The 26772-nt window shown below is 45.4% G+C and carries 23 protein-coding genes; 2 read left to right on the plus strand and 21 right to left on the minus strand.

Annotation, left to right across the window (positions count from 1 at the left end; all coding sequences use genetic code 11):
• Window positions 1-6: 6 nt before the first annotated feature.
• The 21 genes from BLA28_RS03495 to BLA28_RS03600 form a co-directional block, all read right to left on the minus strand.
• A complete protein-coding gene (locus tag BLA28_RS03495; RefSeq protein ID WP_081329823.1) occupies window positions 7-1185 on the minus strand; it encodes a polysaccharide pyruvyl transferase family protein in 1179 nt (392 codons plus the stop codon).
• 16 nt (window positions 1186-1201) lie between these two features.
• Complete coding sequence (locus tag BLA28_RS03500) at window positions 1202-2248, minus strand: glycosyltransferase family 2 protein (protein WP_069156035.1); 1047 nt, start codon at window positions 2246-2248, stop codon at window positions 1202-1204.
• Window positions 2245-3414 carry a glycosyltransferase family 4 protein gene (locus BLA28_RS03505; protein WP_141702866.1) on the minus strand — a complete coding sequence of 390 codons (1170 nt, stop codon included), beginning with the start codon at window positions 3412-3414 and terminating at the stop codon, window positions 2245-2247. Before BLA28_RS03505 ends, BLA28_RS03500 begins: the two co-directional genes overlap by 4 nt.
• Window positions 3372-4592: an O-antigen ligase family protein gene (locus BLA28_RS03510; RefSeq protein ID WP_069156036.1), complete on the minus strand. Its 1221-nt coding sequence runs from the start codon at window positions 4590-4592 to the stop codon at window positions 3372-3374. The genes BLA28_RS03505 and BLA28_RS03510 overlap by 43 nt, the downstream gene beginning before the upstream one ends.
• 36 nt (window positions 4593-4628) lie before the next feature.
• The gene (locus BLA28_RS03515) at window positions 4629-5534 is read right to left on the minus strand and encodes a glycosyltransferase family 2 protein (protein WP_069156037.1); all 906 of its coding nucleotides are present in this window, start codon (window positions 5532-5534) and stop codon (window positions 4629-4631) included.
• The gene (locus BLA28_RS03520) at window positions 5521-6477 is read right to left on the minus strand and encodes a glycosyltransferase family 17 protein (RefSeq protein ID WP_009251339.1); all 957 of its coding nucleotides are present in this window, start codon (window positions 6475-6477) and stop codon (window positions 5521-5523) included. The genes BLA28_RS03515 and BLA28_RS03520 overlap by 14 nt, the downstream gene beginning before the upstream one ends.
• Before the next feature lie 34 nt (window positions 6478-6511).
• A complete protein-coding gene (locus BLA28_RS03525; protein ID WP_069156038.1) occupies window positions 6512-7276 on the minus strand; it encodes a DUF5672 family protein in 765 nt (254 codons plus the stop codon).
• Window positions 7277-7282: 6 nt separating this feature from the next.
• On the minus strand, window positions 7283-8314 hold the full coding sequence (locus BLA28_RS03530; RefSeq protein ID WP_069156587.1) for an O-fucosyltransferase family protein: 1032 nt from the start codon (window positions 8312-8314) through the stop codon (window positions 7283-7285).
• A gap of 25 nt (window positions 8315-8339) precedes the next feature.
• Window positions 8340-10103 (minus strand): ABC transporter ATP-binding protein, encoded by a 1764-nt coding sequence (locus tag BLA28_RS03535; protein WP_069156589.1) that lies wholly within the window; start codon window positions 10101-10103, stop codon window positions 8340-8342.
• The gene (locus tag BLA28_RS03540; protein WP_081329825.1) at window positions 10100-10969 is read right to left on the minus strand and encodes an alpha-1,2-fucosyltransferase; all 870 of its coding nucleotides are present in this window, start codon (window positions 10967-10969) and stop codon (window positions 10100-10102) included. Before BLA28_RS03540 ends, BLA28_RS03535 begins: the two co-directional genes overlap by 4 nt.
• Before the next feature lies 1 nt (window position 10970).
• Entirely contained in the window at window positions 10971-12041 is a 1071-nt protein-coding gene (locus BLA28_RS03545) for a glycosyltransferase (protein ID WP_081329826.1), read from the minus strand.
• 38 nt (window positions 12042-12079) lie between these two features.
• The gene (gene asnB, locus BLA28_RS03550; protein ID WP_069156039.1) at window positions 12080-13963 is read right to left on the minus strand and encodes an asparagine synthase (glutamine-hydrolyzing); all 1884 of its coding nucleotides are present in this window, start codon (window positions 13961-13963) and stop codon (window positions 12080-12082) included.
• Window positions 13964-14398: 435 nt separating this feature from the next.
• The gene (locus BLA28_RS03560; RefSeq protein ID WP_069156041.1) at window positions 14399-15478 is read right to left on the minus strand and encodes an SGNH/GDSL hydrolase family protein; all 1080 of its coding nucleotides are present in this window, start codon (window positions 15476-15478) and stop codon (window positions 14399-14401) included.
• 120 nt (window positions 15479-15598) lie between these two features.
• Window positions 15599-16729, minus strand: coding sequence for a glycosyltransferase (locus BLA28_RS03565; RefSeq protein ID WP_069156042.1), 1131 nt, complete (start codon window positions 16727-16729; stop codon window positions 15599-15601).
• A 29-nt stretch (window positions 16730-16758) separates the two neighbouring features.
• Window positions 16759-18660: an asparagine synthase (glutamine-hydrolyzing) gene (asnB, locus tag BLA28_RS03570; protein WP_069156043.1), complete on the minus strand. Its 1902-nt coding sequence runs from the start codon at window positions 18658-18660 to the stop codon at window positions 16759-16761.
• A gap of 56 nt (window positions 18661-18716) precedes the next feature.
• Window positions 18717-19457: a polysaccharide deacetylase family protein gene (locus tag BLA28_RS03575; protein WP_069156044.1), complete on the minus strand. Its 741-nt coding sequence runs from the start codon at window positions 19455-19457 to the stop codon at window positions 18717-18719.
• A 20-nt stretch (window positions 19458-19477) separates the two neighbouring features.
• A complete protein-coding gene (locus BLA28_RS03580; protein WP_069156045.1) occupies window positions 19478-20575 on the minus strand; it encodes a glycosyltransferase in 1098 nt (365 codons plus the stop codon).
• 185 nt (window positions 20576-20760) lie between these two features.
• A complete protein-coding gene (locus BLA28_RS03585; protein WP_069156046.1) occupies window positions 20761-20952 on the minus strand; it encodes a hypothetical protein in 192 nt (63 codons plus the stop codon).
• A gap of 91 nt (window positions 20953-21043) precedes the next feature.
• A complete protein-coding gene (locus BLA28_RS03590; protein ID WP_009251352.1) occupies window positions 21044-21715 on the minus strand; it encodes a DUF4956 domain-containing protein in 672 nt (223 codons plus the stop codon).
• Window positions 21712-22416, minus strand: coding sequence for a polyphosphate polymerase domain-containing protein (locus BLA28_RS03595; protein ID WP_069156047.1), 705 nt, complete (start codon window positions 22414-22416; stop codon window positions 21712-21714). The genes BLA28_RS03590 and BLA28_RS03595 overlap by 4 nt, the downstream gene beginning before the upstream one ends.
• Before the next feature lie 6 nt (window positions 22417-22422).
• A complete protein-coding gene (locus tag BLA28_RS03600) occupies window positions 22423-23901 on the minus strand; it encodes a CotH kinase family protein (RefSeq protein WP_141702867.1) in 1479 nt (492 codons plus the stop codon).
• A 452-nt stretch (window positions 23902-24353) separates the two neighbouring features.
• Here BLA28_RS03600 and BLA28_RS03605 point away from each other — a divergent pair, with 452 nt between their 5' ends.
• Window positions 24354-25421 (plus strand): D-alanyl-lipoteichoic acid biosynthesis protein DltD, encoded by a 1068-nt coding sequence (locus BLA28_RS03605; RefSeq protein WP_069156049.1) that lies wholly within the window; start codon window positions 24354-24356, stop codon window positions 25419-25421.
• A 274-nt stretch (window positions 25422-25695) separates the two neighbouring features.
• Window positions 25696-26772, plus strand: a complete 1077-nt coding sequence (locus tag BLA28_RS03610; protein WP_069156050.1) for a mandelate racemase/muconate lactonizing enzyme family protein — start codon at window positions 25696-25698, stop codon at window positions 26770-26772.

Below are 26772 nucleotides of genomic sequence, written 5' to 3' on the forward strand. Positions count from 1 at the left end.
ATCCCCTTAATCCGCTAATTTCCCCAGCGTTTTTCCTATTTGTCTGGTGCGTTCCAGATAGGCCGGCATCACCTTTTCCAAACGTGCCCTGACAGCCTGTTCCTGTTCTTTCAGCCACTCAAAGCCTTCAATCAGTTCCCCCTTCTGGCTGAGGCTCTGCACCGGAAGGACATAGTCCTCCCATGTACCGAACAGATCCTTCGCGATTCCTCTTGCTTTCACGGAATACCCTACCGCCAGCGTGGGAACCAAAGACGAATAAGCCGCTATGGTGGAGTGGGTTCTTGCACCAATAAAAAAGCGGCATCGTGCGATATATCCTTTTAACTCTTCACAGCTGCAGTCTTCGATAAGTACGATTCTGCCTGTCTTACTGAAATCTCTGTACAGACTTTGCAGAACAGTCCTGTCATCATTATTTTTCCATACCACATGAGGTATCAGCGCAATATTCATATCCGTAGTATCCAGGATGTGACTGATAAGAGCTCTGTAGTTTTCCATGGTAATTCCGGCCACTGACTCATTTTCCACTGCCATGGGGCTGAGGTTCAGTCCCACCATGTTTCCTTCCTTAAAAGCCTCGGGCACCGGCTTTTCCACCGTATTAAGGAGGAATGCGGGATCCGGTATCAGATACGTGCTGTCTTTCACACCCGCATCCTGAAGGGCCTCCCAGGTAATGGATTCCCTGGCAATAATGCAGGTATAGCGTTTCATATCATCTATAATATCCGGATCGGTTAACAGCTCAGGTTCGATGGAGCATCCCAGCAGAACGGTTTTTCCTCCCTGCTCGCGAAACATTTTGTTAGCCAGCTTCAAATCCTTTAAAAGAAGATCATAACAGTAATTATCTCCGCCTATGGAAATGTTGAGGTTTCTCAGATTTTTTCCGGTGACCTCCCTGAAACGGTATCTCATGGCTGCTTCCGGGTCATGAAACAGCCTCTCTTTAAGGTAATAATACACATGGATAAAAAAGTTTTTTCTTATTTTCTTTTCCTCCACCAGCGTGCATAACCCATTCAGAGAATACGCCTCATCCTCCTCAGCGCTGTTGGTAACAACAATTGCGGGCTTGGGAAGCATACGGCATACAGTATTTGCAATAGCCTCGCACCCATGATTGCCGCTTCCGGCATGCATGTATAATACAATTTTATCTTTTTTCAACGGATTCACACCTTCCTGCAGCAGTTCAGATACTGCCGCATTTCCACATATGATACAAATCTAAATAAAGAGATGGAAAATTAAGAAACAGGATTCCTTTGACCTTATATCCTGCGGGCAGCCCCTTCCACGCCTTCCTGTCCCGGGCCGCCTCTTTTGCAGCTTGTATGCAGCTCTCCAAACAGGCGGCCTTTTCTTTTCTTTCCTGCCGTGTAAGCAAAGCCAGCTTCCCTGCGGTCAGAAGAGACGCCTGAAACAGGGCTATCCTTCCTTTATACACATATTCGGGATATAACTGCCCTATTTTTCCACATGCCCTCTGCCAGCAGGTTATCTGATCCATATATGACGGACGAAACCCCGAAAACATAGCGCCTTCTTCATTGATATAGTAACAGTATTCCCCGGACTTTAATATGGAAACCATTTTCACATAAGGGAGCAGGTCCACCAGAAAAAGCAGATCCTCTCCAATCGTTATCCCCTCCGGGAACCGGATATCTCCAATCATCTTTCTGTCAAAAAGAATGCTCCAGCATCTGGTATTACCGGCTAAAAGGCAGTTTTCAACATAATCCTTTACAGACAGCGCAGAAGTATTCTCTCCGCCGCATATGGCGGGTTTCCTGCCTTGTTCCGCTTCCTCATTATCAGAAGGCTGTCCGCCGCTCTGTTTCCAGGCAAGGCGTTTCCGATCACCGGAATTCACTTCCCTGAACTCACACATTGCCAGCTCACTTTTATCGCTCTCTATGCATGCCCACAGCCTTTCCAGCATTCTTTCGCCTATCCAGTCATCTGCATCCACAAAAGTGACATACTCGCCGGATGCTTCCTGCAGCCCCAAATTTCGGGCAGAGGAAACCCCTCCGTTTTCTTTCTGAAGGAGGCGGATTCTGGCATCCTTTTTACACCATTCCAGGCAGATTCCTGCGCTGCCGTCCTTGGAACCGTCATCAACAAGAAGAATCTCCAGGTTCTTATAGGTCTGCCGGACAACGCTTTCCAGACAGTCGGAAATATATTTTTCTGCATTATAAACAGGTATAATCACCGAAATCTTATCTGTCACCTGGACAATTCCTCCCAGTATGCTGCAATGCGGCTGTCCCAGTCAAATCTTTTCACATTGGCATAGCCTTTCTGAATCAGCCCGGCGCGAAGCTCTTCATCCTCCAGCACACGATTCAGGCACTCCACCGTCTGTGCATAATTATCCGGATCGGTCAGAAGCCCGGCATCTCCTACCACCTCTGCCAGGGCCGTTCTGTCTGAGGATATCACCGGAACTCCCAGCTGCATGGCTTCCAATGGAGGAAAGCCAAAGCCTTCGATCAGGGACAGGAAAAGGAAAGCTTTCGCTCCTGCCAGCAGGCTGTGCATATCCTCTGTACGCTCTATATATTTATAGCAGGTCACATAAGCGGCGGCTTCTTCACTGATTTCAAACTCTTCCGTCCCCGGTATGCCCACCACCACAAGTCTGACCGGATCATCGGTCTGGTGGAAATAAGCATCATAGGTCCTCAGCACCCCTGCCGCATTTTTATGAGGAAGTTTGGATGCTGTGGCATAAATATACGGTCCCTGAGGGCTGAGCGCACATTTTTCTTCCGACGCTTCCACCTTATTCAGTCCATTATAAATGACATTGACTCTGCTGCCGCTTCCCGGGCACATAGCGTCAATTTCCTTCCTTGAAAATTCAGATATGGTGATAATCCGATCCGCATGCTTCATAGATGCCTTCAGGCGGCTCATAATATAGGCATTTTCAAATCGGTTCAGTACACCGGGAAAATGCTTATCATAATAAAAAGGAATCAAATCATGTATGATTACCGTATCTTTTCCCCTGTAAAACAGAGGACGGTAGCCCCGTGGGAAAAGGATCCGGTCCGCCCCATACTTTCTGGCCTTCCACGGTACGAGAAACAACTCCCATACAATGCAGGTAAGTTTATTCAGCGGGTTCCCTTTCATAAGGACGAAACGGATACCCGGAATATCGAAATCTTTCCTGTTATACTCATTTCCCAGGACAATAATCTCCTTACAGTGCTCCCCGCTCTTGTTCGTAGCAGTAAGATGCTGTACCAGACTTTGTGCAAGATTGTATATGCCTATACTTTTCCCTTTGCCTTTAACCAATTTAAAGCAGTCAATCACCAGCCTCATAATTGCACCTTTCTTTTTTATCTTCCGCCCTGTTTCATAAAGAACCGCCAGCCTTTCCACCAGTACTCTTCCTGTATTTCACCTTCAGCCGGCGGTTCTCCACCTGCCCGTAGCTTCTGTCTCCTGCAGTGAAGCATGTCGCTCCAATATGCCCCTGTCAAAAAGAGGGCATAATTTCTCCCCAAATATACGGAGATAAAATGCGCTTCCAGCATGGTGTACAGCGCAAAACTGAGTACCATCATGAAGCCCATATAATTTTTCTTTTTATAGCACTGCCAGATCAGCATTGCATATAGAACAACATAAACCACCCCCGGTATGATTCCATACCAGTAAAACAGGCGCACATAGCCCATATCGAAATATTTGGTGTTTTCAGGCCGGGAGAACAGGCTCCAGTTGCGAAGGATTCCCCCTCCTCCCTCCAATGTATTCATACTGGTTATCCGGCCGGTAAAGAAGCGGTCATAGGGGTAAAAGGGGCCTTCATAGGGCTCATAATAAGCCATCCAAACGGACATGCCCACACAAAAAAGGAAAGCTGCGATCCCCGCAATATACACCCAACGGCTGTTCCTGATATTTTTCCCATAGGCCAAAAACAAAGACAGCAATAGAGAAAACAACAGAATTATAATTCCCGTTCTGGAATTAGTCAGGAAATAAAGCCAGATACCTGCCAGAAATATAAGCGCGTAAATCCAAGACTTCATTTTTTCCCAATATAAATATATCCCCAACGTGACCAAAACCCAATACATACAATAAAAAGCATTGGGATGCCCTAAACCAAAACAATATCGTATTCCCCGGTCACCTTCATCAACAATATACATGTTTCCAAATATTCCGGTTACCGCCAATACCACAAGTAAAATACAGCCGGATAATGTGATCCAAAAGGTAAATTTCAACGATTTTTTTAAATCTATATTCTTAAAAGCCGCACAGAATACTACAAGCCGTACTGCTTCATCACGTCCTGAAAACATATAGCAGCTTCCGGCCAAAAGTAAAAAAACGAGCAGCCAAAGCCATTCTTTTAACGAGAATTTGGTGCAGCATACCTTTATCAGAAAAAGAATAAATGTAATGCGGAATAACTGACCTTCAACCGGGTTAATATATGCACTTTTATCAATGATAACAATCAAAAGCTCCAGCACCAGGCCTGCATAAAAGCAGAACTGTCCTATACCTGCCAGCTTTCCGCCGAATTGTTTTTCTTTTTCCATCCACTTATCCTCTTAGACAGCTAGACAGCTGATACATCATTTTCGCAGTCCTGCTTTATGCAACGCCCCATTCCAATATCCCTGTATGGTATTTTTCCAGAACCATTGCATTCCCTGCTTGAAATAAGAACCGAAGGAAATCCTGCAGTTTTTTGCTGTTTTCCAGCCCTGTTTAAATTTCAGGATTTGCAGCAGCATATAATTTCTGCAGTTTTTGCTTTGCCACAGTTCATACTTTTCATACAAAAACTGCATATCATTAAATTTCCGGATATCTTTTTCTTTAAACATTCCTGTATATTGTTCTTCGTGAATACCAATAGAAATCAGAGCTTCTTCTGTATAAGCAAAAACAGGATTCTTTTTAAAGATTTCAAAATATAAAAACATATCGGATGCCCAGTTGCTTTTTTCATCGAACATCACATCACAGCTTCTGTAGATAGTGGCACTGGGTGCTCCAATCTCATTCCCCAGAAATAGATTCCTATAGTCATTATTCAGCCGATCGATATACCATTTCTGAGCGCAACGTGCATAAGCGCCTTTATTATGCGGACTATCCAAAGGTACCTGCATCGTACCGCAAAAAGCCAAAGATGCCTCCGGCTTGTTATCCAGCAGCGCCGCCATTTTTTCAAGGCTGTCCGCATCGGTAAACCAGTCATCGCTAAACATAATCTTGACATATTCACCCTTCGCTTCGGAAAGAGCTCTGTTCCAATTGAAAATATGCCCTAACGGTTTGGGATTATGAATATAACGAATCTTCTGCCGCCCCATTTGTTCTATCAATTCTGAAATCTCATTGTTAGTGGAATCATCAGTAAGAATAATTTCATAATTTTTAAAACTCTGCAGAAAAATAGATTCCAACAGACGTTTGACTTCATTCACATTATTATAAGCAGGTATGCATATGGAAACTTTAGGTACCAGCATGTATTATCCTCCGCAGCACTTTTTTCACAAAATGGCCTGCCCGGAAAAATCCCCGGCGTATTGTTCCTGCCGCATGGCGAAGTCCTTTTTTTAAAGGTGCCTCTTCCCTAAGAATCAAAAACTCATATTCATCCGTATGCTCACGCAGATATTGGGGAAACGAATCATCAATTTTCACCAGAGTAAAAGAGGCATCTCTGCCGAATATATCCTTTCCGTCCTTAATCCGATCCGCAACATCTGACAGCACTTCTGCTTTATTATATTCCTGATGTGCCGCACTTCTCACCTTTTCGGCAACACGTTTTTTTACATCCTTTTCCCCATGGCCTCCCATGTAGCCAAAGTGCCAGCCTCCGTCGTCTACGCGGATACCGCATTCCTTTCTTTCCGGGAAACGAAGCTCACCCAGTTCTAATCCCTGTTTCTTAAGCAGCCCATAGCTGCACATTTTGGATCCAATCCACTTTTTCCTTTTCACCCCCGGAAATTCTCCGGCATAAGATAACAAACTGCCTGAAACTTCCTCCATATTAAGATAGCAGTAAAATAACCGCTGCGCAAAATGATAAATCTTATTTTCATCAAAGTCAGCTATTATTTCCTTCACCTTTTCCGGATTGGGTATTTCATCCAGATCACTGAAAATAATGATATCATCATCCGTACAGTTTTTAAGCCCTCTGCCTACCGCATTTTTCTGAAAAGTATCCCTGTCATGGGTATATCCCTGAGGTGTATCATCCACTACCACATGTATAATTTTATCTGCAAATTCCGCAAACATCTCTTTATTTTCTTCATAATATAGCGGTTTTGCCTTACCTGAAAAGGTTTCCGTTGCCTCGCTGATTACAAACCGATCAACCACAGGATCCATAACATGCAGCCGAAGCTTTAAGATATCTAATTCGTTAAAAAACTGAAAGCAATCATATACCATATTTTTTCCTGTCTGTTGAGTTCCAAATAGTTTTTTATCTGTTTATCAACCTTCCATGTATCTTTTTTAATCTGTGCAAAAGCTTATTCTTTCGGCGGAAATCAGGATAACCGCTATTTGTACCGTACCATTTATGAAAAACAAAGGGTGTTATGCCTTCTGTCTCCGGTATCATATTCTCATGTCCAAAATACTTTGCAACTTCCAACGGCGCAATCTGCATCCCCTCCGCCTCCAAAAGGTGGCGGATTTTACAGCAGATAAAGCCATCCTCATTAAAATAACCTTTTTCCCCAACCCATGGCACCCCGGCTTTTTTAGGGAAGTCCATAAGACGCTTACTGCGGATACCCACACTATTCCCTACACGGCATATATTCCCATGAATATCTCTGTAGGTAGTCGTGTCCCCTGGTTTCGGCAGGGGCCAGGGAGAACCGATATAATCATAATCCAGGAATTCATCCCTCCACATTTCAGGATGAACCACAAAACCGTCATAATGGACAAGGAGTGCAAATTCTGTTTTAATATAGCCCCCTAAATCATAAACTGTTTTATAATTAAAATCGTCAATATTACATAATTTGTCTATATGCGCATATCGAATACCCTTCGGCATAAATAAAGGTTTTTTGTCTGTAATTATAACGGCATCTGCGAATACGATATCTTTCATGCTGTATTCCATTGCCTTTAAAGTTGCCCTGACCTGTACGCTGTCCATAGCACAAAGAGTCACCTGAGGCAGAACCAGCTTCCCCTGTGCATTATAATAGCTTCTTTTTTTATCATCCATACCGCATTACCTGCCTTTCAATGCCTTCATTCTGCGAATAACCCCTCTGGCAATTTTATGCAGCCTGGCATTGGTATAAATGCTCTTACTTTGTATTTTATAAAGACAGCTTTTCAGCTTTCCGGGTTTCACATTCAGTCTCCGATACCTGCCAGATTTCTTCTTATAAACCTCCAGCTCATGCCGGCATTCTTCATCTGAAAATACACGTCCTTTCCGATCCATATAATTCCAGCCCGAATAAATATTCTGCTCACTGGCCCAATATCCATCCGAAACATTATGTCTGGCCCAGTATTTAGGGGCTATAATATACTCCACCGTATCACTGGTAAAGGCCGGAAAATAAGCAAAGGAAGAATTGGCAAGCAAAAGATATCTGGCATTCTTCAGAATGGAATAATCCTTTGCCAAATCAAAGTTATAAGCCGGAATTCCGGGTAGAAATTTATTCGCTTCCTTAACATCATTCGTTATAATCATAAATTTCATATCCGGATTTATTTTGCGCATATTTTTCATGCCGTCAAGCCAATATTTTTTTCTGAGATACAATTCCGGTGAATCCATATAGTCAGAACACCGCAAATGCAGAACACATAAATTTTTATCTGTAAAATCATGACAGTCATATTCCTGTTTTACTTTGAGCCATTGTTTAATCTGCTTTTTATAAGCGATATAATATTCTTCCGCCTGCATATTCCCGAACAGAAGCATATTATCCGCCACCTGAAACATACCTTCATCCGCAGCTGTAACATAACATCCATGTGTCATATCATGGCGGGAACTGCCGGTAAATATCCTGTCATCTCTCTCATAATAGGTGCCTGCAAAATCTTTTTTTTCAGCCTTTACGCCAAAATCCAGATCCATGAAGTAAAGACCGCAGGAGCTATGGATATTATTCGCAAGTGTATCGCTGCCTAATATGGAAAAATCTCTGCCCTGTTTCATGGCAATACATCTGGTTGTCACATAACAAAATAATTGGTTTCCCAATCCCTGCCCCTTAAGCAATTCAGTTCCGACCATTTCATTTCTTCCTTTTCCCATTCCATTATTTCGGCAGCTTCGCTTCCACAATTTTCCCTTTATCCACATTGTAGATAATATCACAATTCTCTATCGTCCGCAATCTATGGGCAATTATGATAAGGGTCTTGCGCCCGTGGAAGCTGTCGATAGCCTCCATAATAGCCGATTCCGTATCGTTATCCAGAGCGGAGGTCGCTTCATCAAACACCAGAATTTCCGGATTATGATACAGCGCCCTTGCGATACCGATCCTCTGCCGCTGTCCGCCCGACAGACGAACCCCTCTGTCGCCGATGCTGGTTTCCAGCTGTTCAGGCATCTGCTCCACGAATTCCTTCATCTGAGCTTCTTCCAACACCTGCCAAACTCTTTTATCATCTATCTCATCCCTGTCCACACCAAAAGCGATATTTTCCCTAAGGGAGTCATCCGTCAGGAAAATCGTCTGAGGAATATATCCGATATGGCTCAGCCAGGAAGGATAATTATCAAAAATATTGACGCCGCCGCAGGTTATCGTTCCCGCCTGCACCTGAAGCAGACCCATGAGGATGTCGATAGCCGTCGTTTTTCCAGCGCCGGAAGGTCCCATAACACCCACGGATTTCCCTATCGGCACGCGCATACAGGCATCATCCAGGATTTTTTTCGTAGTATTGGGATATAAGTAGGTGATGTTGTTAAGGCAGATCGCATCCCTGACAGGAATCGCCGCGGCATTCACATCATCCTTATTCTGGTACTCCCCATACTTCGTATAATCGCTGAAATCCACATTTTCATACACATAATCCAGCGAAGGCTGGAAAAATGCAATGTTAGTAACATGTCCGTTGATACGGTTTACACTGGGAAGCAGCCTTGTAGCAGCAAAGGCAAAAGCCGTCATCTGAGGAATCATTTCCGTTAAATTGCCGCCTGCCATGATATAAACGGCCAGATAGGCAAGAACGCCCCCCATACAGAGAGTTTCTATCAGAAGTCTGGGGACATTATTCAATACCGTATATTTACTGGTAACTTCACCGGCAATCTGAGAATATTTGCGGAAATTTTTTGCGAAGAAAGCTTCCTTATGGAGAATTTTCACATCCTTGATTCCATAAATGGACTGAAGGCGCCATTTCCCCATGCGGCTCTGAACCTGCTGGGACTTCAGCCCCATGGAATTCAGCCTGTTTTTCATGACACGCATGATAAGCAGTGTCATAAATACCAGTATTCCACCCATCACCACTGTCATTTTAAAATCCACCAGCAGAAGGGTTACGCACAGAAAAACCGCAACAACGGCTTCACTCGCCAGCTGTATATATTCCATCAGGATAGTAAATACCTTGGGCACATCACTGTCAACCAGACGGAATACGGTAGGGATATCCGCATTGAGATAAAATTCATAAGGACGGTTCAGGTACTCTTCCAGCATATAGCTTACCGTACGGAACTGATTTCCATTCACGAATCTGGCCTGGGCATAGGTCAAAAGCAGCAGGAAAAGATTTTTCACCACAATGACGACGATAACCAGAAGAAGCAGAAGCAGAATAAGCTGGGTGTAGTTCTCCCTGCTCAGTTCAAATCCGAAAAACAAACAGATTTTCTGTACCATTTCGCTCTGCAGCATACTATCCTGATCGATGATCGCCGTAATCAAAGGCAGGATCGACGTAACCCCTATGGTTTCCAGTACCCCGCCGATAAGAATAAGAATCGCCAGCAGGCCTACCTTCCGTTTTTGTTCCTTACTTAAAATGCGGCTCAGTTTTTTAATATTTTCCATCATAAGCGTATCATTCTCTCCGTATAAATATCCCGGCATTCTCTGCCGTTCAGCCATTTTGCCGGCGCTATTACTTTTTTCTCCGGATTTTCATTCAGCCATGCTCCCCACCAGCTGAAGCTGCTGTTAGCTATAATATTATGCCTGCATCTGCTCATCAGATACAGATCCATATAACCCGTATCCTCCGTGCTTCCTTCCACCAGGACACAATTTTTGCTTTCAAAATGTTCCCCCGTCCATTCCGGATCATTGCTGAACAGGAAAAAACGGGCGCCGGGTACCAGCCTCTCCATCCGCGCAAAAGCTTCTTTATAATAAGCTTCCGTGCAGATCTCCGTATAAAGGCCGCCATGGCTTTCATCCAGGTAATCGCCCCTCCGGATATGGACACTGACCGACTGACAGTCCTCTATCTGTTTCTCCAGCCGGAGATAATCCTCAGGCAGCGGAAAAGCACCCGACTCTATCCCGCGGAACCGGTATGCTTCACGGACTTTTTCCTCACAGTCCCGGAAGTATTTGTCACTCTGAAAACACCCTTCCAGCAATACCGGATCCTTTTCCATCACCAGCGGGTCAAAATTGATATCCCGTTCCCGGTAGGCCTTCGTCCTGCGGCCGGTCAGCTTTCGCCTGACACGGGACAGCGCATCCATGGAAGCATCTGTCATTTCCGTCAGTTCCTCTCTGCTTGCCCGGTCATAGGTAATTCCGAACACCTCCAGCTGCCTCGGCCTTGTTCCCGGCCCTTCATAACAGGTGACATCATCTATTTTTACTTCTTTTCCCTTAGCCTTCAGGCTCAGATAGAGGGCATATTCAAACATCTGGTTGCCCAGCCCTCCCGATAATTGCACAATAACCATATTAACGCCCTCTTGCCCTTTGTTTCAGAGGTATGATAAACCTGTCATTCAGCCAAATCACCCAAAGATAAACTGCCGGTGACTTCAGGAAAATCATCATTTTCTTTTTTTCATTGGGATTAGCTGCCGGATTCTGATAGACCCTGTCCATTTCCGCGCTGTCCGCCCGCAGCCGCTCCCTGATTTCTTTCCGGTATTTTCGTCTGAAGTCCTTTTTCGCCTTTCCCAGCGAAATGTAATAAAGCAAAAGCCTTTTATAAAAAAAATATCGATGGATATCCGCCAAATCCATTCTGTCTATGGAACGCAAAAAAGCTTCCTTTTCTTCATAAGCCGGCAGCTGATCCGTAAAGATACGTTCTCCCAGCCCTTCTCCCATGATACTGCCTTCCCGTTCCAGGACATAATTATAAAAGGAAAAATCCATGTATATGGTCCCGGAAGCCCTTGCCAGCAGCTTCGTGGTATATACGATATCCTCATAATATTTTCCCTTCGGAAACCGCAGTTCACCCATCAGTTCCCTTCGGTAAAGCTTATTCCAGGCGGCATTCTGGATACAGATGTCATCCTCTTCTCTTAAAAAGCATTCCAGCGCCTCCCGGCCTTCCATATAAACTGCGGCACCTGTGGACTCATCCACAGCACGATCCCTGTAGATTTTCCGGTACCGGCATACCGCCAGCGGCGCATCAAACTGCCTCGCCGCAGAAAGCAGCCCTTCATACATATCCTTCTCTATCCAGTCATCCCCGTCCACAAAAGCAATGTAGCTTCCCAGCGCCTGACCGGTTCCTGCATTTCTGGCATCGGAAAGACCGCCGTTTTCCTTATGGATCACCTGGATTCTGTCATCCTCCCCGGCCAGCCTGTCGCAAAGGCCCGGACAGCCATCCGTGGAACCATCGTCAACCAGAATAATCTGCAGGTTCCGGTATGTCTGCTCCCGTATGGAACGGACGCATTTTTCCAGATACGCCTCAATATTATATACCGCCACGATGACCGAAATCAAATCCGTCTGTTCCTGCTCCGGTATCGGACGGAATGAAAAATGTTCTATTTTCTGCACGGGATAATTCCTTCCTGCAAGCTGTCACTGCAACCGCTTCAACACACAGCTGAACGATCCGCCATCCAGGCCTGGAACATCAGAATATACCAGATCTGAATGCGCCAGACACCGTTTTCCACAAAATCCTTCCAGATTTTCCATACCGTATCCGGATTTAAAATACCCTGCGTTTCCAGCGTCCTGCGATCAATCAGCGTTTCCGCCCATGCCCGCAGAGACGGCTCCATCAGCCATTTGGCAATAGGTATGGAGAATCCCTTCTTTGGCCTGTCCATCAATTCCTTCGGCACATATTTATACAAAACATCCCGAAGAACCAGTTTCCCTGTCCCATCCTGCCTCTTATATTCCAAAGGAAGGCTCCAGGCGAACTCCACCACATCCTTATCCAGCATAGGCACCCTTGTTTCCAGAGAAACCGCCATAGCCGTACGATCCACCTTTACCAATATATCATCCGGATGATACATCAGCATATCCATCAGCATAATCGTATGGTTCGTTTCCTCCAGATAACCTGCCGGCATCTGTGTATACTTATACGGCAGGTTTCCGTGCTCCCTTGCAATATCCATAGTAAGCGGATCCGTAAGCCGTGACTGCACATAAATATCCGAAGGATCCCTGGCCCCCAGAAGTTTCCCCTTGATACGGAATAACTCCTTTTTTACCAGAGGACTGTGCAGAACCAGCTCGCTGCAGGGCTTACGCAGAAAATAAGGAACATTTTTCATTTTCCCCCAAATACGGCTCACCGAAGCATAAGAGGTATAACCGCAGAAAAGTTCGTCTCCCCCATCTCCGCTCAAGGATACCGTCACATGCTCCCGGGTCATCTTACTGACCAGATAGGTAGGAATCTGAGAAGAATCCGCGAACGGCTCCCCAAACATAAAAGGAAGCTTAGGAATTACCGCCTTGGCATCCGCCTCCGTAATATAAAGCTCCGTATGCTCTGTTCCCAGCACCTTCGCAATTTCCCTGGCAGTCTCCGCTTCATTATACTCTTTTTCTCCCATACCAATCGTAAAGCTCTTCACTTTACCATGATTCAGCGACTGCATCAGCGCCACAATAGTGCTGCTGTCTATCCCCGCGGAAAGAAAAGCCCCCACCGGCACATCCGCCACCATCTGATCCCGGATAGAAGCCTTCAGAAGCCGCTCCAGCTCCTCCGCCGCTTCCTCCCGGCTTCCCGCAAACAGATTCTCCTGCCCCTTCTTCGCCGCATCCATCACAGACCAGAACGTTTTTACCGAAGGCCTGGAAAAAGGAGCTTCCAGCGTCAGGATACACCCCGGCTCCAGCTTCCATATATCCTCATAAATAGAATAAGGAGCAGGAATATACCCATGCACAAAATAAATATCCAGCACATCCCTGTTGATTTCATTACTAAAACCATCCAGAACAGAAATCGATCCAATATCCGACCCAAACACAAAACACCCGTTTACAAAACCATAATACAACGGCTTCTCCCCGATCCGATCCCGAAGCAGATAAAGCCGCCTCTCCTTCTTATCATAAAGCGCAATGGCAAACATCCCCTTACACAAAGTGATCACCTCTTCGATCCCCATATGCTCCATAGCCTCCAGCAGAACCTCCGTATCCGAAGTCCCCCTGAAACGATCCACCTTCTTCTCCTCAATCAGCCTCTTTGCGATCTCCCTGTAATTATAGATTTCACCATTAAAGACCATTTCAAACCGCCCGCTGTGAGACTGCATAGGCTGTGCCCCATTTTCCGAAAGATCCACAATAGAAAGCCGCTGATGCCCCAAAACAACATCCCCGTCCTCACTCGCCCAAATCCCCGAAGCATCCGGCCCCCTGTGCCGCATCCTCTCATTCATCTTCCTGATATTCTTCTCCCAATCCCTCTTCCAATTACAAAACCCTGCAATCCCGCACATAATCTCACCCGCTTTCTAAAATCAAGCCTCTTTATCCTGCTACAACTTACTAAATCCCTTATCTTTTGCCCTTTTTCCCTTTTTTTGCCCTTAACTTACTCACTTCACCCAGCTTTGCCTCTGCTGTTCTCCGGCTGCCCTTCGGCCTGCTGTGGCTTGGCCCTCCGGCAGGAAGCTTCCCGGCCCGGCTCCCGGGAAACCGGCTGCGGCCAGAGATGAGATCCTGTAAGGGCCGTATAAAAACGCCGGTCCTTACACTGCGTATTCTGCAGCGTTAGTACCGCTGCGTTTTTATCCGAGCGAGAGCGCGCCCTATAAGGACTCATCTCTGGCCGCAGCCGGTTTCTCGGGAGCCGGGCCGGGAAGCTTCCTGACGGAGGGCCAAACCACAGCAGACCGAAGCAGCAGCCGGAGAACAGCAGAGGCAAAGCGCCCTTACTCTTCTTCGATCACCTTAAATTCATTCCGTTCCTTTTTGTCAAGAATCGTCTGCTTGGCGGCTTCCGTCTGCTCTTCCCACAATTCGGCCGCCTTATCCCAGCTTTCATATTCCTTCTGTCCGCGTTTATCCGTAAATGAATAATTATTTTTCAGATATTCTCCCAGGAAGGCGCTGCACTTTTCCATGCCAAAAGCATTGGCATGACCGCCGTAATCGTCAAAGTCCATCTCAAAATCAATATCCAGTTCCTCATAATAATCATTCATGTTCAGGAACTGATATCCGGTAGGGGCTATGATGTCCGCTATATAATTATACTGCCTCTGCTTTTCTTCCGTCATGGTATTCGGCGATACGATAAATAAAGCGTTCAGACCTTTTTCCTGCAGATAAGCCAAAAGATTACGCAGCACCTCTTCCTGATCCTCCGGAATCGCCTGCCGATCCGTCACCCAGGAATAATCCGCTATTTCGCTGGGTCCGATATCGTCCCGGATCACAGCGCCCTTCAGCGGATCCGGATATTCATACCGGAAGGTAACCATCTGACTGGGAAGCACCAGCGTTTTCCAGTTGGAATGATATTTAAAAATATCGAAATAATAGGTATATCTTGGCTCTTCTTCATTCGGCTCCACCAAATCATTGATGGTTTTTATCCGGTTCCAGGAATACTTCATGTTATCGGTGACGCCTCTGGTATATGCCATGTTCTGTGTGAGCCGTTCATCCGGCCCCAGATACATGCGCATTTCGAAAACATAAAGCTCAGGATCCTGGGTTTTCTCCGCCTCCTCCACCAGATGTACCGCGGCCTTCGGGCGCTGCATGTTAGAGGACAGCGGATAACAGGTGATGCCGGTATCCTCCCAGATCTTCGGTCCCGCATAATAAGGATATACCGGGCTGGATCCGATCATCACCACATCAATGGTATCCTTCTTTTCCGCGTAAAATCCCACAAAAATGTCCTTGATATCGCCGTTTGTCCGAATCATATAGGTGAGTGGAATCAGTATCAGGAAAAAACCTGCTATAAATACAATTGTCTTAATCCATTCTTTTTTCTTCATACTACCTGTTGCTTTCCCTGGAGTGTGTCTGAAAATTGCATGAATGAATTTTCAAACACGCTTTGACATGATAAATCTGCAGATTTACAGACATACTCTTTACTCCGTCCATGATGCAAATTATTTTTTCTTCCGCCTGGAAATCAGATATTCCATCCATTCCCTGTCTACTTGCTCCGGAAGATACTCTTCAAGAAGCCTGGCGGCATTGCGCCCCATCTCGTCTGCCTTTTCCCTGTCGGAAAGAAGAATCCGCAGCTTCCGCTCCAGGGCATCGGTATCTCCGGGAGGGATCAGGAACCCGTTGACTCCGTCCTGAATCAGCTCTGCCGGCCCGCCGCAGGGGCAGTCGGTGGAAATCACCGGAAGTCCCAGGCACATGGCTTCAATCAGGGTATTCGGCATCCCTTCACTGAAAGAAGACAGGACAAAGGCACTGCTTTTATATATTTTATCCGCCACATCCGCCACCGCTCCGGGCAGGCTGACACGTTCCGAAAGCCCCATCTGCCCGGCAAGCTTCAGAAGCGGTTCCCTGCATTCCCCGTTTCCGTAAATAACCAGCCTTGCTCCGGGAAAATCCTCTGCCAGTCCGGAAAATGCATGGAGAATCATTTCATGGTTTTTATTTGCATCCATACGGCCCACCGCATGAATACAGAGTTCCCTCTCACCCTCAAACCTCTCTCTGATAAAAGAAGGGTTCAGAGGATTTTTCAGGATCACCGCCTTCTTCCGAATTCTGTCCGGGAAAAAGGAAAATGCCTCCTTCGTCTGGAGCACCACCCCGGCCGCTTTGGCAAAATAAGTCCTGGCCAGGAAACGCATCAGCCCGGAAGCATATTCCGCCTGAGGTTCACCTCTCACCGAAATTACTACCGGGATATTCAGGAAGCTGCTGGTAAGCAGGGCCATGAGATTATTTTTTCCGATAAAGGAAAGGATTACATCCGGTTTTTCTTCCTTCCATATACGGCGCAGCTTACGGAAACGGCGGACAAAATTCACAGCCCGGCTCTTGCTCGTCTCTTCCTCCGTTATCTCACTGAAAACCCGTTTGATATCCGGGGAAAGCTCATATTCCCCTTTCCCCTTATACTGGGTAACCACAGTAACCTGTACTCCCTGGTTTTTCAGATACTCGGCCAGATTGACCAGCACTCTTTCGGAGCCGCCCTTACGAAGGGCGCTGATAAAAAGAGCGATATGGATTTTTTCGGAAGGTACTGTTTCATCCTGCTTTCTGTTCAATATACCACTCCTTAATAGCTTGTCTTCTTTTAGTATGCCATATAGCATGCATACCACTGCTGGAAAGTATAAAAAGCCCACACGATTCGGGAATAATTTTCTCCGCTTCCCGGCCCCCGATCTCCCTGCTGCAGATAATTTTCCACAAACCGGCTTACATAATCCGCGTTGAAAATCCCCTGTTTCACGAGAAACTCTTTTCCCGAATAGTCTGTCAGGCTTTCCCGTAGAGGCCCCCGGAGCCATTTGTCAAGAGGCACGGAAAAGCCCTTCTTTTTCCTGTCCAGCATATCTTTTGGGATATAGTCGTAAGCTATGCTTTTTAGAATCCTTTTTTTCTCTCCATTCTCAAATTTGAAAGAATGAGGAAGGCGGAAGGAATATTCCATTACATCCTTATCCAGGATAGGGCATCTGGCCTCCAGGGAATATTTCATGGAAGCCCTGTCCACCTTACACAAAATGTCTCCGGGAAGATACGTATCCATATCCAGAAGCATCCTGCGGATCTGCCAGTCTTTCTCCTGATAGGCGCTTTCCTTTGGATAGCGGCAGTCCATTCCCTCACCGGCAGCAAAGGCTCTTGCCACATCCAGATATGCCGGCGGGCAGATTTGGGTTTTCAGCTCCGGATTGCGGTTCTCTGCAATGGAACGTACCTTTACCGGAAGCCGTTCCTCCAGCCTTGCCCTTCTTAAACCCGGCAGGCCTAATATTCCATGAACCATTCCGCCTAAAGCATCCAGCCTCTGTACCTGCGCCAGCCTGTCATACATCTGATAGCCGCAGAAAAATTCGTCCCCTCCGTCTCCCGACAGAGCCACCGTAACCTTTTCTCTGGCCAAAGCAGATACCAGCATGGTCGGGATTTGGGAACTGTCCGCAAAGGGTTCGTCATAATACCTGGGAATGCTTTCCACCAAATCGAACATTCCTTTTTCATCGATATAGGCTTCCGTATGATCCGTGCCCAGATACTCCGCCACCTGTCTGGCATAGGAGGCCTCATCGTAACGTTCGTCTTCAAAGCCGATGGAAAAAGTTTTCACCGGTTCCGGCGAATTTTCCTGGGCGACAGCAGTCATCAAAGACGAATCGTAGCCGCCGCTCAAAAAGCTTCCCAGCGGCACATCGGCAATCATCCGGGAAGCCACCGCCTTTTGAAAAAGCCTTTTCAGCTCCGCCTTAGCTTCCCCGAAATCCGTCACCGGATTTTTCTGCATTTTATGGTATACGTCAGCAATGTCCCAATATTTCCAGGTCTTTATTTCCCCCTTATGAAACCGCAGGATTTCTCCCGGCTGCAGCTTATATACATCCTTAAAAATACTGTCCGGCGCGTTGATATACTGCTGGTAAAGGAAGCGGGCCAGCACATCCCTGCGTATTTCCTTCGTAAATCCGGGGCATTCCATGATCGGCTTCAATTCCGAAGCGAATACCAGGTTTTCTCCGTCCAGCCAATAGGAAAGGGGCTTTTTTCCAATCCGATCCCGTACAAGAAAGATTTCCTGGGTACTTTTATCATAAAGGGCCAGGGCAAACATACCGTTAAACCTGTCAATACAGGAAATACCCCATTTCAGATAAGCTGCGATAATGACTTCCGTATCACAGTTAGACTTAAAGGGGTAGTCGGAAAGTTCTTTTTTCAATTCTTTAAAATTATATATTTCACCGTTATATACGATACAAACCCGATCCTGTGCGAATCCAAAGGCAGCATCCGAATGCATGGGCTGATGGCCCAGCATGGAAAGATCCATGATGGAAAGTCTCCGCTGTGCAAACCCAATCCGATAGCCGTCTTCCCCGGAATAAATTTCTTCCCCGGAGTCGTTGGGACCACGGTGGTACATCGTGTCATTCATGATCTTCAGGGTCTTATTCGAAATCTCCCTCCTGCTCACAAAACCACAAATACCGCACATACTGCCACTCTCCTTTCCTTCTTTCTACTGTCAGCACCGCCTGGCGGTGTCCTCTCTTACAGCAGATCCCTGACGCTTGCGAAATGTTTACACTCATTATCTATTGTGTCCATCAGTTCTTCATTTCTTTCCTGTATCAGGGTCCTGAAATTCTCCAGGTTATCATATCCCTTCTTCGTCCACGAATAGGGATGGGTCAGAATCTGAACTCTGTCGTTTTCCAGAAGCGTTGCAGCATCCGGCGTGCCGTAATTCCACCTGTGCTTCGCATCGGAAATATATTTTACATGCAGAGGCGTGGATTCCGTGACATTTTCGGAAAAGGTAAAAAACTCATCCTGATAAGCATTGATAATCCCGGGGAACTTGATGTTTTCCCGAAGCACATCCGCAGACGGACGATGGATGGAAAATTCGGTGATTTCAACCCCGATCATTTCACTGAGCACATGAATTTCCTGCAGGATTTTCTTTCTCACCAGCTCCATATCCGTCAGACCGTTCAAAGCAAAATGAAGGCCGATAACATGTCCTCTTTCATGCATATATTTTATCATATCCATGTTTTTCTTGGATAAAATATTATAGGAATTATTCGTCCACTGGAAAAAATAAGTGGAGGTGAAATCCATGGACAACTCCAGCTTGGAAAGTGCAAAAGCCCGATCCACGCTGAATTCCACATCATGTCTCATAATGATGAACTTATCCCTTGCCTGAGCCTGCCTGAAGTTGCATCCCCGTCCGCTTTCTTTAATAATATTAATGATTTCTTTATAATCCGAATAGGAAAACATTCCGCTTTATTCCTCCAAAGTTATTTGCATACCGATTCTATATAATCCTGCCATTGCTCAAAAACCGCTTTGCCGTTAGCAATCTTACAGATATCTCTCGCCTTTCTGCCGAGCTGCTCCGCCAAATCCGGATTTTCAATCAGTCTGCAGATTCCGTCCGCCAGGGCTTCCTCATCCTTGATAGGGACAAGCAGCCCGTTCACTCCATCCTTCATAACCGTCCGCGGACCGCCGCAGGGACAATCCGTCGCCACTATAGGCAGGCCCAGAGCCATGGCTTCCAAAAGCGCGTTGGGCAGACCTTCCCAATCGGAAGAAAAAGCAAAAACAGAGGCATTCACCAGCACTTTTTCCAGAGAATCGCTTGCTCCCATGAGAAATACATACTCTCCGGCATTTCTCTCGGCAATCAGCTCCTCCAGCTGCTCCCTGGTGCCGTCTCCGGAATCTCCACCATAAATTTTAAGTACATAATCAGGATGCTTTTTATGCACCCTGTCAAAAGCCCGAATCAGCATCAGCTGATTTTTAAAGTCCACAATTCTTCCGGACTGCACCACCTCTTTGACCCGTTTTTCCGGTTCAGGCACATCCAGATATTTGTCATTCAGGGGATTCAGAATAATCCGGGATTTTTTCCGCACTTTTTCAGGGAAAAAGTCTCGCTGCCCTTCCGTCTGGAACACACAGCCTGCCGCTCTGGGAAAAAGCAGCGGAATCTGGAATTTATCATCCCAGTGGTCATAATGCCCCACCGGATCCGTACGCACGGATACAATCACCGGAATCCCGGTTCCCAATGCTGCCGTTATGGCACGGTAATTCGCCTTATGGCAGAACGCAACCACCACATCCGGCTTAACCTTCTTTATAAACGCCCGCAGACGCTGTCCGCGGATTCTGAGCTTGGCAAATCTGCCCCTGCTCTCTTCTTCTTTATTCAGGCCCACATGGACCCTGGTAATGCTCTTGTCTATCTGAAACTCATTTTCAGCATACCACTCCGTAGCAATATAAACCTCATAGCCTTCTGCCGCAAACTGGTGGGCAAGATTCGTGATTACCCGCTCTGCACCGCCCTGCTCCAGGCTGTTTATGTGAAATACAATTTTACGCATCCTTACGTCCTTTTCGTTATTCACGCGGTCAGCCCGCACCTTCCTTCTGGCATGGCTGAACTGTTCCCTCAAATTCAACTTAGTTTACCACATTAAGATTCATGATACAAGAAAAAAAGCGGGTACCCCCGCCATTTCGCCGTGGTACCCGCCCGCAGAACATGCCTGTCCTCCTCCGGTCAGCATTACTCAGCCCGGTTCTTACTGCTGTTTTCTCCTCCGGGGCCATCCTTCCTTGGAACCTCGTCCGGGATGACGTCACTGGTTCCTTCCTTATCATCAGGAAGGGGAAGATCCGACTGGGGGATGTTTCCGTCATCGTATACATTGCTTGTTTTCCGGGAAGCCTCCTGGCCTGCTTTTGCTTTTTTATCCATAACTGCTGCCGCCTTTCACTTTTTCGGTTAGTATGCCCGGGTGGCGGCTTTTTACTCTCTGGTAAAACCTTTTCCCCTGGAAAATGATTTATTAATAGCGGATATCTCCGTCATGGGTAAGAAGGGAAACAGAATCCATACCCTCCATTACGGAGCAGGCATCTATCAGCCCCATTTCATCTTTTGTCTTTAATTCCACCACATAATCAATTCCGCCTGCCGTCACATTCCGGGATCTGATTTTATAGCCTTTTGCAAAGCTCTCCAATACAGGAAGCAGCTTTTTTTCAATTCCTTTATCGGAACTGTTCAGGACCAATAAAAGAGAAGCCTGGGGTGTTTTTATGAAATCCAGCAAAAACGACAGTATTGTGACCACCAGGCAGGTGACGATTGCCAGCATATATAGCCCGGCGCCGCAGATGATGCCCGTACTGATCGACCAGAACAGGAAAAGCAGGTCCATGGGATTTTTTATGGCATTACGGAAACGGACGATGGAAAGGGCTCCGACCATACCTAACGAAATAACCAGGGAAGCCTGAAGAGCCAATACAATCGCTGCCGTAAGCACAGGCATGATTGCCAGTGTTTTATTAAAATCCCTGGAATAAAAGCTGCTGTGGCTGTTCAGACGGTAGATATAAAAAATATAAACAGACAGCAATACTGTAATAAGCAGAATGGAGACTACATGAAATGTTGACATCTCCATCGAAAAGCCTTCCAAGATCGATTTCTTTATTACATCCTTTGTACTCATAACATTCCTCCCGTATTGTATGCTTCTGCTGCAATTCTGCACTCTCTGTATTTTGAATATGGCGTCTGCTGCAGGCGTCCGGTTTCCAGAGCCTGCGCAATATATGCAGGAAGTACTTCATCATATTTTACTTCCAGTATATGCTTTCCTTTTTCCATGACAGGCAATACTCTGACCTTCGGATCCAGAAATCTCCTTATATCGGCAGATGCAGAAATATTTCTGTCAAAGGTAACTCTGACATTTCCTGCTTTATTTACAAAAGCTGTTCTTTCATATTGGACTATGACCACCGGACGAAGCAGCATTGTCTGCATGGAAAGATACAGCATACGCAGGACTTTGGGTGCATCTTTTTTATATGCAGGAATCTTTCCTGCCATAATCGCCCTGCACTGCTCCTCAGTCAGCATACAGCTGTCTTTCTTGGTCATCCCATTCAGCTTATATTTTACTTCCAGGGAAATTTTGTCAGCACATCCGCCATAGATACGGATACGGAACTTTTTTCTGTCATTCACTCCGTCCATAGTCTCAGCAAAACATGAATTCTCATAGTCATCAAAATACAGACTGCGGATTTGGTATCTTCTCTCTTCTCCGTGATGAGCGTCTTCCTGCATCAGAGGAGATAACCGCCCTGTCAGAATCAGGAGTTCTCCCTCGGTGCAGACATATTTCTCTTCTACCCTATACTCCATCGTCCTTCACTCCTCACCATAATTTCCCTGTGCAATGGCATTGTCCAGGAAAGCAATTCTGTCCCTGATATATCCTTCTATTGCGGTGATATCCGTGCTGTTCCCCGCTTCGGGCCAGCGAAGGGTTTCTCTTTGGAATGCACCGCTTTCTGTGAGTAAGGACATATACTCGGCTGCCTGTCCGCATAATCTGTCCGTTTGAATAATTGATTGTCTCATAGAAGACCACATTTGGCTTGTGAGGTCAGAAATTTCCCGCTCGTTATTTCTGTATAAATTCTGATAGTCCTGAACAGAAAATATTTCATCTATCCCGAAGACACCAAATCGAGTGATATTTGGACTTTCAACCGACCATGCATCGCCAAAGGAATAATTCATATCCCAGGGTATTTTTTGTATTAACAGCTGTTTATCATATTCTGTCGCTAATATATAGAAATTTTTATCTATGTTATCTGATGCAGATAAAAATTGCAGATATAGCCAAAATCTGACTATATTTTCTTTATCTAAAATAACTTGTTCATCCTGCAGCTTTCCATCCAGCAGAAAATCCGTATAATTCTGCAAAGGATACCATACATCTTCCTGCCACTCCTTAGGATATTCCACCTCAAATTCTACTGTTTCCATACTGTCGGCAAGCATATCATAATAATCTTTTCCGACTCCATTTATAGAACCGCATTTATAAAGATAATCCCCATCTCTTAAGCCCAGCTGTTTTTTATCTATGGGCTCCATCAACCCATAGATTCCTCTGTAAAAGCCATTAACAAACACTTCTACATATTTTATTCTGGTTCCCTGCAGTTCGGGACTGATTTCATTCCAAAGACCAACCGCCATCATTTCCCGTATTTTACTTGTATCAGAATATAACGCATTCAATATCCACTTGTTATCACTGCGCATTCCCAGAAAAGATTTATTCTGAGAATTACCCTTTTCATCAAACAGACGAATACCGAAACTTTTTTTCTCAAACTGCCGGCTGCTGGCCCCTCTTTCATAATAGGTACAATAACTTTCTTTTATCGTGTATAAGCCGCTCGCTTCATCATCTTCCGGATCCCATACAATTAATTTACTATTGTTGCCGACTCCTTTTTCTGCTGACTCCACTAAATCTCCTGTGATACTGACAATAGGCAGTCCTGAAAATACCACCTCATCTTCACTGTACCACCCATCACCAAAGACAATAAAACGAAAAGGATGGCCTTCTTTAATGGCAAGAGCCTTATCCTCCCAATAACTGTCCTCATAAAAATACACTTTCAGTTTTTTATCTGTAGTTTCCAGCTTCCCTTTCAGTTCTTCTGAATTAAGGGATTGGGATATATAATAAAATCCATAATTACCGTCATAGGGCAATTCATGTTCCCCATATAGGACAAAATTTCCTATGGGTTCATCTGATGAAATAAGCCCTTCCTTCATTCTGTCCAATTCATTTTCTGTTTTTACTTCAACGGACATAATTTTCTGCTCTTCTTTTGCCTGAAGAAATAGTCCGAATATTCCTAAATATGCAAGCAAAAATAAATTGACTGCAAATAATACTTTTTTTCTTTCCACAATTAATCCTTAAACCTGTTTTCTTAAGTTTATCGCTATTTTTGACAATCTGTAATATTATACGTCCGTATTTTTTATTTTGCAATGTTTCTATTCTGATTTTCGCTTTTTTATTTCTTAAATTTTAATTAATTTTTTCTAAAACAAATGTTTATACTTGTATATTTTTCCATACTCGTAGTACAATATAGTACTACCTGTAGTTCTAATTTAACCTGATTTTTATTTCTTATCCTAATAAATAATTGGTATCTTTTAAGCAAAAAACTGCTAATTGTAAAATAGAACTATCATTTCTTCTCAAGAAAGGAGTCGCCGCAGAATCTATCCATATCTGATTCTGACATAAGCTTATGAAATCATTTCTTGTAAAAAGTGTCCTTGCCATATGCATAACCGTTTTCTGCGTATTTTATCTGGACATTATGTATGAACAAAAATCAGATAATCCAATTGCCGAAGTAAATGCCTTTAACTTTGTTCCCGAAACGATTCAGCTCGCAAATTTCGGCAGTTCCCACGGACAATATGCGTTCGATTGGGGTGCTCTTAAAGATCGTGGAATTAAATGCTTCAACTTTGCCCTGCCAAGCCAGTCGTTTGAATATGATTATGCACTGTTAAATATGCATAAAGATGAATTTGCGGAAGGGAGTATTGCTTTCATTCCGATATCTTATTTTTCCTTTAACAGTGAGGCCACCTCACCGGATGATATTGAGGCCATCAGTGTACGGTATTATCGTATTCTATCCCCCCAATATAATCCCAATTATAGTCTCTATAAAGATATAGTTGCCATACGGTTTCCTATTTTATCAGCAGGCGATAAGATATTTGATCTGTTTAAACCGCCTGTTACCTTTCCGTCCTTATCTGACAACCGCCAGAATATTGTTTATGCCGCAGAAGTATCACCTGATGTACCTGTGCAGGACGAAAATACGGATGCTGTTTCTACTGATTTGTCTTCCGAAGTCCCTGTTTCCGCCGAAAATCTGGAGCAGATTTACGGAGCCGAAAAAGTGCAGGAGTTTGAGGCGAAGGGAATTGCCAGATATCAAAGGCATTTTGAAGGAAAGAGCGAATATTTTGAAGAGGATAAAGAACAGAATCTAAAGAAAATGATAGAATTGTGCCAGGAACGAAATATCACTCCCATTTTAATCACGACACCATTTTCGATATATTATAATAAATATGTATCAGAAGAGTTTATGAATGAATTCTACAGCAAGATACAGGGAATTGCTTCGGAATATGGCGTTTCGTATTATGATTATTCCCATGATGAGCGCTTCCAGATGCATCTGGAGTATTTCGGGGATGCGGATCATCTTAATGAAGAAGGAGCTATTTATTTTACGGATATGCTGACAAATGAAATACCGGAATTGAAAGCTTATTTGGAGACACACTGAATAATTGATACAAATTATATACTGCTATAAACAGAGGCTATGGTACATTTTGTACCGTGGCCTCTGTTTATGTTTCAACGTATCATATACTCTCTTTCCAGATATAGTAATATCACATCCATAAACGTCCTTTTCAAGAATAACCCGCATGAAAATATTTCATTCCATCCCTCTCCGGCCACTATAGTATACTAAAGTAAACAAGTGAACTATCCCTTCTTTTCCATGCCTCATAACAATCATTTACACTACATAAAACAGGAGAAAACCAGCCATGAAAATCACCGATATCAAAGCGGAAAAGGTCCGCATAGAACTTACCGTTCCCTTCCGCGTTGCTTTTGCCGAAATAAACTATTCAGAGAATCTTCTTCTGAAGGTTTCCACCGATGAAGGAATTGACGGCTATGGCGAAGCCGCCCCCATGCCCTTTGTCACCGGTGAAACCATCGACAGCGTTATCAGCGTCATCAATATGATCCGTCCGGGCCTCATCGGTATGGATCCCATGGATATTGAAAAAATCCATGAATTAATGGACACCTGTATCTACGGAAACAGTTCCGCCAAATGTGCTGTCGATCTCGCCATGTACGATCTCATGGGAAAATTCATGGGACAGCCCGTTTACAAACTCCTTGGCGGCTATTCCAACCGTGTCCAAAATGACATCACCATAGGCATCAGCACCCCCGAACTCATGGCCAAAGAGGCCCGTCAGCATGTCCTCAAAGACGGCTTTCACATCCTCAAAATCAAAGCCGGAATCAACGTAGAAGAAGATATCCGTGCCATGCGCCTCATCCGTGAAACCGTGGGCCCACACATCCGCCTCCGCGTAGACGCCAACCAGGGCTACAGCGCCAGCGACGCTGTCTACGCCATCCAGGAATTTAAAAAAACAGGCATCGAAGCGGTAGAACAATGCCTACCCCACTGGGATTTTGAAGGTTCCGCCTATGTCCGCAGCAAAGTAAGCGGCATCCGCATCATGCTGGACGAATCCATCCACAACCACCTGGATGCCGCCCGGGCCTGCAAAAACGGCTGTGCCGATATCCTGAACATCAAACTCATGAAATGCGGCGGCCTTTTCCGTGCTTCCCAGATCAATTCCATCGCCGAAGCCTTCGGAGTAACCTGCATGGTTGGCTGCATGATGGAGACCAAACTCGCCACCACCGCAGGAGTAAGCCTCGTTGCCGCCAAGAAAAACATCACCGAAGCAGACTGTGACAGCTTCCTCTTCTATGCCGACGAACAGACCGGCATGACCGGCGGCTTCACCCGGGACAACGACATCTTCACCCTCCTCGATGCTCCCGGCTTCGGCCTAGATCTCTCCTTCTGA

Origin of the sequence: Eisenbergiella tayi, from assembly GCF_001881565.1 — a bacterium.
GTDB lineage: Bacteria > Bacillota > Clostridia > Lachnospirales > Lachnospiraceae > Eisenbergiella > Eisenbergiella tayi.

What these genes read in the sequence shown, in the direction of transcription:
- BLA28_RS03510 (WP_069156036.1), bottom strand. Translation starts at nt 4,592, where the DNA reads ATGGAAAAAGAAAAACAATTCGGCGGAAAGCTGGCAGGTATAGGACAG.
- BLA28_RS03515 (WP_069156037.1), bottom strand. Translation starts at nt 5,534, where the DNA reads ATGCTGGTACCTAAAGTTTCCATATGCATACCTGCTTATAATAATGTG.
- BLA28_RS03520 (WP_009251339.1), bottom strand. Translation starts at nt 6,477, where the DNA reads ATGGTATATGATTGCTTTCAGTTTTTTAACGAATTAGATATCTTAAAG.
- BLA28_RS03525 (WP_069156038.1), bottom strand. Translation starts at nt 7,276, where the DNA reads ATGGATGATAAAAAAAGAAGCTATTATAATGCACAGGGGAAGCTGGTT.
- BLA28_RS03530 (WP_069156587.1), bottom strand. Translation starts at nt 8,314, where the DNA reads ATGGTCGGAACTGAATTGCTTAAGGGGCAGGGATTGGGAAACCAATTA.
- BLA28_RS03535 (WP_069156589.1), bottom strand. Translation starts at nt 10,103, where the DNA reads ATGATGGAAAATATTAAAAAACTGAGCCGCATTTTAAGTAAGGAACAA.
- BLA28_RS03540 (WP_081329825.1), bottom strand. Translation starts at nt 10,969, where the DNA reads ATGGTTATTGTGCAATTATCGGGAGGGCTGGGCAACCAGATGTTTGAA.
- asnB (WP_069156039.1), bottom strand. Translation starts at nt 13,963, where the DNA reads ATGTGCGGGATTGCAGGGTTTTGTAATTGGAAGAGGGATTGGGAGAAG.
- BLA28_RS03560 (WP_069156041.1), bottom strand. Translation starts at nt 15,478, where the DNA reads ATGAAGAAAAAAGAATGGATTAAGACAATTGTATTTATAGCAGGTTTT.
- asnB (WP_069156043.1), bottom strand. Translation starts at nt 18,660, where the DNA reads ATGTGCGGTATTTGTGGTTTTGTGAGCAGGAGGGAGATTTCGAATAAG.
- BLA28_RS03575 (WP_069156044.1), bottom strand. Translation starts at nt 19,457, where the DNA reads ATGTTTTCCTATTCGGATTATAAAGAAATCATTAATATTATTAAAGAA.
- BLA28_RS03580 (WP_069156045.1), bottom strand. Translation starts at nt 20,575, where the DNA reads ATGCGTAAAATTGTATTTCACATAAACAGCCTGGAGCAGGGCGGTGCA.
- BLA28_RS03585 (WP_069156046.1), bottom strand. Translation starts at nt 20,952, where the DNA reads ATGGATAAAAAAGCAAAAGCAGGCCAGGAGGCTTCCCGGAAAACAAGC.
- BLA28_RS03590 (WP_009251352.1), bottom strand. Translation starts at nt 21,715, where the DNA reads ATGAGTACAAAGGATGTAATAAAGAAATCGATCTTGGAAGGCTTTTCG.
- BLA28_RS03595 (WP_069156047.1), bottom strand. Translation starts at nt 22,416, where the DNA reads ATGGAGTATAGGGTAGAAGAGAAATATGTCTGCACCGAGGGAGAACTC.
- BLA28_RS03600 (WP_141702867.1), bottom strand. Translation starts at nt 23,901, where the DNA reads ATGTCCGTTGAAGTAAAAACAGAAAATGAATTGGACAGAATGAAGGAA.
- BLA28_RS03605 (WP_069156049.1), top strand. Translation starts at nt 24,354, where the DNA reads ATGAAATCATTTCTTGTAAAAAGTGTCCTTGCCATATGCATAACCGTT.
- BLA28_RS03610 (WP_069156050.1), top strand. Translation starts at nt 25,696, where the DNA reads ATGAAAATCACCGATATCAAAGCGGAAAAGGTCCGCATAGAACTTACC.